This is a genomic window from Methylobacterium nigriterrae, from assembly GCF_037106235.1.
GTDB classification, from domain to species: Bacteria; Pseudomonadota; Alphaproteobacteria; order Rhizobiales; family Beijerinckiaceae; genus Methylobacterium; species Methylobacterium nigriterrae.
On record NZ_JBAWTG010000006.1, the window covers coordinates 119,764 to 127,626 of the forward strand.

Annotated in this window: 4 protein-coding genes; 1 reads left to right on the plus strand and 3 read right to left on the minus strand. The window is 61.4% G+C overall.

Translation table 11 applies throughout. The features are described from left to right. Window positions 1–192: 192 nt before the first annotated feature. The 3 genes from WDW90_RS06415 to WDW90_RS06425 all read right to left on the minus strand — a co-directional run bounded on the left by WDW90_RS06415 (window position 193) and on the right by WDW90_RS06425 (window position 2,663). Window positions 193–1,467: a tyrosine-type recombinase/integrase gene (locus WDW90_RS06415; RefSeq protein ID WP_336486492.1), complete on the minus strand. Its 1,275-nt coding sequence runs from the start codon at window positions 1,465–1,467 to the stop codon at window positions 193–195. Continuing rightward, window positions 1,446–1,781, minus strand: a complete 336-nt coding sequence (locus WDW90_RS06420; protein WP_431310988.1) for a helix-turn-helix transcriptional regulator — start codon at window positions 1,779–1,781, stop codon at window positions 1,446–1,448. The genes WDW90_RS06415 and WDW90_RS06420 overlap by 22 nt, the downstream gene beginning before the upstream one ends. 159 nt (window positions 1,782–1,940) lie before the next feature. After that, window positions 1,941–2,663 (minus strand): helix-turn-helix domain-containing protein, encoded by a 723-nt coding sequence (locus WDW90_RS06425; RefSeq protein ID WP_336486493.1) that lies wholly within the window; start codon window positions 2,661–2,663, stop codon window positions 1,941–1,943. 343 nt (window positions 2,664–3,006) lie between these two features. Between WDW90_RS06425 and WDW90_RS06430 the strand changes: the two genes are divergently transcribed. Continuing rightward, a complete protein-coding gene (locus WDW90_RS06430; RefSeq protein WP_336486494.1) occupies window positions 3,007–6,687 on the plus strand; it encodes a hypothetical protein in 3,681 nt (1,226 codons plus the stop codon). Window positions 6,688–7,863: the final 1,176 nt, after the last annotated feature.

The window sequence follows — 7,863 nt, forward strand, 5'->3', positions numbered from 1 at the left end:
GGTTCGCCTCCGAGGCGGCCCTGGCTAGCTTCTCGGCAATCGCCTCGGCTTTCGGATGGGTGTAGCGGAACAGCATGGCCGGGGTTCTGTGGCCACTCACCATGGCGACCTCAGGAACGCTTGCTCGACCGTGTGACTTGACCGGTCAGGCGTGTGGCTGTTCAATTCGGCTGTACAACACATCCAGAGAGCCTACAGGAAAACGCTTTTAAGATCAGTGCTTAGTTGTTCAGGGGCCATAGTCCTTTCCTGGGCACCACCCTTCGAAATCGCCCTTGATTTCGTTGCGGTTTTCGCTCTCAGAGTCCCACCCTGCCGCTGAGGCGGTGAAAGTGGGACACGAGTTGGGTCCGTTTCCCGCTCAAAATTGATCAGGTGCATGGCTCCGCCAGCAAGCCGTTTCTGCTCGGCTCTGCGCGTGTAGTGCTCGGCCATCTTCGACGTCCGCCAGCCAAACATTGCCATTAGCTGCCTCTCGGTCGCGCCGTTCTCGGCCGCGAGAGTCGCGCTAGCTTTGCGCAGACCATGCGAGGAGCAGTGTGGGAGGCCCGCCTCGCGGCACCAATCCTTCATCTTGTTGCCGAATCCGTTCGAAGTGAACGGCTTACCGCGTTCGGTGACCAGAAAGGTCTGGTGCTCGCTCGGGTGCGCATCGATCGCCGCCTGCAGGGCTGGCAGGACGGGTACTTCCAGCGTCATGGGCTTGGCGTTGCGCCCTTTGTGCTGCGTGTAGCGCAAGCTTGCGCCCTGCAGATGCTCACGGCCGAACCGCACCACGTCAGACCGGCGCCCGCCCGCGTACAGCAGCAGCGTGAGGGCGAGATAGGCCTTAGTTCCGATCGGATGCCGTTCGATGAACTGGCGCACCTCTGCCACCGTCCAGGTGTGGAAGCCTTCCGAGGCGGTGGTCAGCATCGACACATCGCGAGCAGGGTTGCGGGGTGCAAGGTTGATCTCAGGTCGGACCGCCCACTTGAACGTGGCGCGAATCGCCTTGAGCGTGTTGTTCGCCCCATCCGGCTTAGCAGCCTTTCTGTCGCGCAGGATGCGTACAGCTGTCGGAGTCATGAGACTCAGAGGAAAGTCGGCAAATCGCAAGTCCGCTCCGGGCCTTGTCGGTTCGTCCCACGTCGCCTCAAGAAGCGAACGGCGTCGGCGCTGCGTCACCAGATCGAGCTGCTTGAACTCCGTTGAGGCGGCATACTCCAGACAAAGCCACTTCCACGTATTCGGCTGCACGATGCGTCGGTCGCGCGGGGGCTCTGCCGGCTCGGCTGTCAGGGCGGCCTTGTAGGCCTCCATGAATGCTTCGGTCCACGGTATTCCATGGAGGCGGACCTTCGGCCGGCCCTTGCGGCGCAGGTAGATGCGGATGTTGCCGTGGCGGTCGACGTCTTCGACACAGAACCTGGGAAGCCTGCTAGGCACGTTGATTGTTCTCCAGGTCACGCGGCGAGGTTCGCCCACGGATCGCTTTTCATCGCCCGCGTATTGACCTCACCATCGTCGGGCAGAGAGGCGAAGGCCGCATCAAGTCGGTTCCGGTCCCAGACCTTGCGGGCATTGATCCGCTTCGGAGGCGGCATGCGACCGTCTTTGACAAGGATGTCGAACAACGAGGCGGACACGCCGACATAGGCGGCCGCTTCCTCGCGACAAACGCCTCGCGGAGGAAGCGACTGCGGCAGCACATCCGCGAGCCGCCGGCGATGAGGAGGATTGCCCAATGAGGCGAATTGGGCTGAATGCGATTTGATCGAGTGTTGTGTCTCGGTCTGCATGTTAGTGACCTGGGTGGCTGCTGAGATTCAGCAGCGTGTACAGACGTGCCGCGTGATTATCTTCAATTGGCACATCAAGCTTGCTGAACAACAAGGTTGATCAGCAGGCGGCACGTTTTCTTTTATTCGACTATCGCCATCCAGCAAGCCGGATCAGACTCATTGCAGAACAGCAAGGGTCGCCACAATCTTTCCGAGGATAGAGAGACGTCCCATCTGAACTGTGTGCTCTACGCCGTTGACGCAAACAATACCGAATAAGCCCTCTCCGGGCACGCAAACCAAATAACCAACGCATGTAGTATTCGGTAGTAACCATGCGTACATGCCCGGTCGATGAACTTGCGCTTGGGTAAGGTCGATTAACACGTGATCCCCATCTCGAACAAAACGATTGCTGACAACTGATTCGACGGCCAACGTAGCGTACTCCGCCTCTTCATTGACGAACCTGTGTACGAAGTCGTTGGGGATAATCAACGGTGGACGGTCGGGATTGCTGCCTCCGTTGTCGCGATAGTAATCGATAGAAACATAGCCGATCCTATCCTTGGGCGTTGTATATTGAAGGCCAAAAGCTAGATAGGCCGGTGATGTTCGAAATAGCTCGGATAGTTCTGAAATTCTGTCGAGAGATGGCTCTGTATATCCGCGCTCCCATTGTGCGAAGGCAGATCTGTTGACGCCAATTCTTCGCGCGGCCTCCTCTTGGGTTAGTCCGGCCAAGTCACGTAGGCGACGCAGCCGCTCGCCAAAGTTGGACTGTTCAGCCGTGTCGGGCTGGAGCGCATGCGGCGGGTTCGAAGCTCCCTGCTCGGCGAGCGGTGTGGCGCGGGAGCCTTCTGCGACGTGCGGTTCACCAGCGGTTCGAGAACGCGTCATCTGCAAGCTCCACGTGTTAGATAAACGAACATATGCCGCGAGTCTTGGAGTGTGTCAACCGCAATCCAGCCATCATTGACGCAGGAAGTTAGGTTCGCTAACGGTATCGGGCGCAGCCGATCGAGGCTGACGGATTCCACTAACGCAGTCTCTGAAAGGCAGAAGCCGCATGGGCACACAGCGCCCGTCCCGGTCGCGGGCTATAGACCGAAATGACTCCTCCAGTCCGACCAATCAGCAGAGCGCGCGGAAGATAGCTTCGCGAAAAAGCGAGGTATGCCGCTCCATTAAGGCCGACTCGGCTAACACCGCCGATTTCCTCTCGGCCGTCCTCGGCGGAGCCGTGGGCAACGCGATCCTCTTTGCCGGCGAGGACGAGAGCTTCCAGGTCGGGGCCCGCGAAGAGATCGAGGCCGCGCTCGCGGCCGGCGCCGGCTCGATGCTGCTGGCGACCGACAGCGACGAGCAACTCGGCCTACGCTTCGTGTTCGACGACTTCGACCAGGCGCTCGCCGCGACCGACCGCATGGGGCCGCCGAGTCTGATCCTCCAGGACGCCGCCAGCGAGACCTTCGTCCTGATCTATCTCCTCGATGAGCCTGTACCGGCCGGCGACCCGCGGCAAGCTGTCTTTGCGGACGTGGTCGGCCGCGCCACGGAGAGCGCGGTGCAGGACGTCCCGCTGCTCGGCGGCGCCGGCGGATGGGAGCCGGCCAGCGACGCCACCGAGGCCGCGCTGGCCGGCGGTGACATGATCACCTACCCGTTCGGCGAACTGATCGGGAAGTGCATGACGCCGGCGCCCGAGCGCGTGGCCGCACGGTCCAATCTTCCCGTGCAAACTGTGCGAGAAGATTCGATTCCCGCCCCGGGCTACGCCGATCTGCCCCGGCACGCGGACGCGATCCTGCATGGCGACCTTGCCGAGGAGCTGCTCGGCCAGGAGATCACGATCGCCTTCGCCCCGAACCGCGAGGCGAAGAAGTGGCCGAACTCGACTCTGACGCTCGGCCAGTTCGTCAACCTGATGGCCAAGCACCAGGTCGGCGACAAGGACGGCAAGAGCTTCCTCACCGGCGAGACCATCGACAAGGTCCGCTCGAAGAGCGCGATCCGGGCCATGCATCTGCTCGGCGTCGACGTCGATTGCGGCCTCGACCTCGCGCCCGTGATCGAGCGCGCCAAGGAGAAGGGCCTCTTCACGATCATCTACACGACGCACTCGCACCTGAAGACCACCACCGAGATCTCGCAGACCCAGTTCACCAACTGGGCCCGCAAGGAGAAGCGCGACACCGAGGTGACGGCCGAGGGCGTGCGCGACTACCTGGTCGTGGTCCGCGCCTACACGCCGGCGACCGCCGACACGATCACGGACGTCCGGGTCCAGCACACCGGCAAGGGTATGCAGATCCTGGTCGAGCACGCGCCCATGTCGAAGTTCCGGGCGATCCTCGCCCTTGACGCGCCCTTCGTGTTCGCCGAGCAGACGGGCTCGCACCAGGAGGCGATGAAGGCCTGGGGTCGCAAGATCCGCGGTGTCTCGCGCATGCTCGGCGCGCCGGTCGACGAGTCGACGCTCGATCCCTCCCGCCTGTTCTACCTGCCGCGCCACGCCAAGGGCGCGGCCCACGAGACCCACGTCATCGCCGGCCGGCTCCTGGACCTGGGAGAGGTCGAGGAGGCCGCGACCGGCGCCTCGTTCGTCGAGGAGGACGCCTTCGCGGCACTGGGCGCGGAGATGGCCGGGGTCGACGTCATCGACCACACCGGCACCGTCACCCGCACGGGCTTCGACGTCCAGGCCTGGAAGCGCGAGCGCGGCGAGCATTTCGAGCTGGCCACCCTGTTCGAGGACACGGCGGCCGAGCGCGTCCGCCACCGCGAGGCGGGCAAGATCACGGTCGAGTGCCCCTTCGACGGCGAGCACTCGAACCCGGGCGACGAGGAGGACATGGGATGCTTCGTCTCGAACGCGAGCGACAATCCGCAGCAGACCGGCTACGTCTTCAAGTGCTCGCACAACTCCTGCGCTGGCCGCACGAAGGTGCAGATGCTGTGCGAGGCGTTCGACCAGGGATGGCTACAGGAGGCGGATTTTACAAACCCGGACTATTCCTGCCGCGTTGATGAGGTCGCATCAGGCGAGGATCACCAGCCCCTGCAAGCCACCCGTACGGCCGCGCAGCGTCTGCTGGCTCTGCGCGAGGAGATCGAGAGTTACACACCTTCAACGGCTCCTCACCTTATCGACCAGGCGTTGCGGAGACTCGCAGAGTGCGGCGCGAGCACAATCGAAAGGTCCGATATCCTCGCCCGCCTCAAAGTGCGCACGAAGAAGTCGAAGGGAGAACTGCAGGAGGCATTCAAGGAAGTCCAGAGGAGGCTCCGCAGCGAAAAGCGGGAGCATGTCTGGAAGATTGAGCCTCCCATCGAACCCGGCGGTCCGCCGCGTGTCGTCATACCAAGTCACCTCGGTTATGCTCGAGCGTATGAAAAGTGTCTGGAGATCATGAATGCAGCTAACGATGCGCGACCTGAGCTGTTCAGGACGGGAATGACCATTAGTCGCATCAGTTACAATTCGCTTCTTGACGAAATTCAAGTCCAATCTGTTGATGAGCACATGTTGGCTGAGAGGCTTTATTGGCGTACGATTTTCATTAAGGAAGCGAACGATGGGGCAGTGACCGAAGATCCCGCTTCTATCAGGCTCGTCAAGCAACTTATGGCTGACCAGCGTTTGGAGTTGCCGCCACTCGTGGGCTTGGCAACAAACCCGTTCTTTGCTGAGAGCGGTGCTTTGGTTACCGCTTCTGGCTACCATTGGGAAAGCGGTATCTATCTCCGCCTCTCGCGGGGGCTGTCTGAGTTGAAACCCCCCGCGAACCCAACACCACAGGATGTTCAGGAGGCGCTTAGTTTTATCTTCGATAATATTTACGTCGATTTTCCTTTTGACGATGGTCCGACGGCAGGAGGTGGCCACAGCTCGCGCGCTCACAGCCTTTGTCTGCTGCTGCAATTCTTCATGAGGCCTATGATTGCTGGGCCCACGCCGATCTACCTGCTGACTAAGCCAGCTCCGGGAACCGGTGCCGGCCTGCTGATGAATGGGACCCTCTACACCGCAACGGGGAGCGAAGCGCAGGCTCAAAGTGTGTCCTCAAGCCGCGAGGAGATGCGCAAGCTGATCACGACGAAGCTCTTGGCCGCCGTGCCTTACGTGTGGTTCGACAATGTCTCGGAGGCACTCAATTCCGGCGAGCTTGCCTCGGCGATCACCTCCCAGGTCTGGACCGATCGGCGCCTGGGTGCCAACGACGACATCCGGGTGCCGATCAGGTCCGGCTGGATAATTGCCGGCAATAACCCGAAGCTCTCCCCCGAACTTGCACGCCGCTGCGTTCCGATCCGGATTGATGCAAAGGGCGATCCTTGTGACCGTCCCAAGCCGTTCAAGCACCAGGATCTCCAGGGCTGGGTGGTTGCGAACCGGTCGGAACTCGTCCATGCGGCACTGACCGTGATCAAGTACTGGGTCGATCAGGGAATGCCGCGCAGCCAGGCTAAGCCGTTGGCGAGTTTCGAGGAGTGGTCGGCCGTGATGGGCGGCGTGCTCGAGACCGCGGGGGTCAAGGGCTTCCTGGGTAACCTCAACCTGATGCGCGAGCAGACAGACGAGCAGAACGGCGCTGTGGCTGCGTTGCTGCAGCACTGGATCGAGCGCGGTGACTTCCAGGAGATGCGGCCGATTGGCAACCCGGAAGACCACAACACCAAAAACAGAGCGTTCAGCGGCGAGATGAGCCTCGTGTCCTTGGTTCATGAGCATGGCCTCGATATTGACTTGCCCAGCTACGATGGGAGACGCCAGACCATGCAACTCTCGAAGCTCCTTAGTGGCCTCAAGGACAACGTGTTTAGGCTGAAGGTTAATGGCGCTGAGCGGCAGGTCACGCTTCGCACGGGCATGCACAAGGGCAGCAATACGAAGGGCTTCTGCCTAGAGGTTGCCGGCTGACGCAAGATCCGAAAGCCACGAAGGTTCAGTCTCACGCACTCGCCACAGGCCTGCTGCGGGATATTTCTGAGCCCGGTACCTGCGGGTACCGGGTTTCTTCGTTCGAGCGAAGGACATCCGAGCAAGAACCGATTCCGCGCTGTCGTACGCTGGCCCGGATCGTTGAGCCCTTCGATGATGATAATGTCCTTGTTTCCACCACGGACAAGGCGTTGTCGAACGGGCACGCCCTCTGTATCCCTGAAGCTCGGAAGTGATCTGAAGTTCGCACCACACTCTGGCCGGCAAAAATCGGCGAACGGGCAGAAGTTCACCGGAGAAAAAGTTCTTAAAATTAAGAGACTTGCTATGGTTTCCGGCAGGGCGGTGAGACCGGTATGATCTTCACACAAAGAAGGAAAACAAAACTTTCTATCGCTCTGGGGCCGGCGGTGCGGTACCACGTGCGAAACCTGTGGGCTCCTGAAGGAGATGTGGATGTTCACCAGTTCGCCGGATTGCCCGCCGGCATAGCTAAGTCTCAGAGGTGTATAAGGATTTCGTCCGGCATGGCAGGGCCTGCTTGCCGGACGATGCCGGAGGTCAACGCCATTTACGCTGGCCTGTCTCTCTGCACTCAACCCCCACCCACCACCCTCGTCTCCACCGCACTCACCCCACCAGCCTAATCCCCTCGCCACCCACGAACGCCCCGCCGCAATGTCGCTTGACCTCCACCCCAGCATGACCGGCGGCTCGGGCCTCAGCTGAGCCGGCCGCTCGCCCGGCAGCGTAGGTAGACGGTGTAGGAGCCCAAAGGCCGGCAGGAGCAGCGCGTCGCGCCGTATCGGTTGGCCGGCGCCTCATCGCTCGCCTGAAAGTGGCAGGCCTTTGCGGGCGCCGCACGCGACCGGACGAGGGGTGAGGTTGCGTGCAGAAACGTGATGCTCAAGCGCCTTTCGGTGAGAGGTATTCAGCCCCACGTCGCCACACGGGTCTGCACTCAACCGCAAGTCTGCCCGGGCGGACTTGGCAGCTCTCTCGAACCGGCCGTGGGCTGGCCATGAGGAGGAAGGCTAGAGCGTTTTCCACGATCCCTGAACCGCTCCGGGAATTTCGGAGGCTGTTTGGTTTGGATCAGGCAGCCAAGGCTCGGACCTCGGCTTGTGCATAGTAGCGTGCTTCGGCCTCGGCGGG

Bases quoted from the DNA above. Each gene is read 5' to 3' on its own strand.
- WDW90_RS06420 (WP_431310988.1), bottom strand. From the start codon at position 1,781: ATGCAGACCGAGACACAACACTCGATCAAATCGCATTCAGCCCAATTC.
- WDW90_RS06425 (WP_336486493.1), bottom strand. From the start codon at position 2,663: ATGACGCGTTCTCGAACCGCTGGTGAACCGCACGTCGCAGAAGGCTCC.